Origin of the sequence: Stenotrophomonas sp. 3diitr2024 (genome assembly GCF_042136455.1) — a bacterium.
In the GTDB taxonomy this organism is placed as follows: domain Bacteria; phylum Pseudomonadota; class Gammaproteobacteria; order Xanthomonadales; family Xanthomonadaceae; genus Stenotrophomonas; species Stenotrophomonas sepilia.
Genome location: NZ_JBHHMJ010000764.1, coordinates 1 through 590, shown reverse-complemented (window position 1 = coordinate 590; position 590 = coordinate 1). Strand labels below are relative to the sequence as shown.

1 protein-coding gene is annotated in these 590 nt (G+C 69.5%); it reads right to left on the bottom strand.

The window, feature by feature from the left end; genetic code table 11:
- Positions 1–84 precede the first annotated feature (84 nt).
- Positions 85–486 carry a hypothetical protein gene (locus tag ABGA94_RS20240; RefSeq protein WP_197599085.1) on the bottom strand — a complete coding sequence of 134 codons (402 nt, stop codon included), beginning with the start codon at positions 484–486 and terminating at the stop codon, positions 85–87.
- Positions 487–590 lie beyond the last annotated feature (104 nt).

Genomic DNA, 590 nt, shown 5'->3' with positions numbered 1-590 from the left:
TGGGGTTGCCGGCCAGCGGCCGGCACTACCCGGCAGGTGCCAACCTGCATTTGGTGGGTGCGGACCGTTGGTCCGCACGATCCCTCAGCGCAGCGCGCCCAACCATGCCACGCACGCCTCGCTGGGGCTCTGCTTGGCCTTCACCGTCATCCCGCTTACCCGCACGAACGTCTGCGCCGCCTGCGCCACCACCTGGCGGGCGATCAGCGCCGCCTGCTTGGTGGCCGCCTGCTGCTTGCGCAGCTGCACGATGTTGATCGAAGGCCGACCCACCGGCGCGTACTTCTGGTCGCGGCGCAGCACGTCGGCCACCTGCGCCACTTCGAATTCGGCCTGCAGGTAGCGGTGCTGTGCTTCCACCAGCTCGCGCAGCGGCGCGCGCAGTGCAGCGGTATCGGCGAAGGCGGCCAGGGCCGCGTCGCAGGCGGCGTCATCGGCGAAGCGGGTACGCAGCGCGTCCATGCTGGCCAGGGTCAGTTTGGCCATGTGGGCCTCGTTGCTGCAGGAAAGGAGCGCGATTGTCGCATTGCCAGCTCGGTAGTGCCGGCCGCTGGCCGGCAATTGCATGGGAGTGTGCGGACCAACGGTCC

Excerpts from the sequence above, each read along its gene's own strand:
- ABGA94_RS20240 (WP_197599085.1), bottom strand. The coding sequence starts at position 486 with ATGGCCAAACTGACCCTGGCCAGCATGGACGCGCTGCGTACCCGCTTC.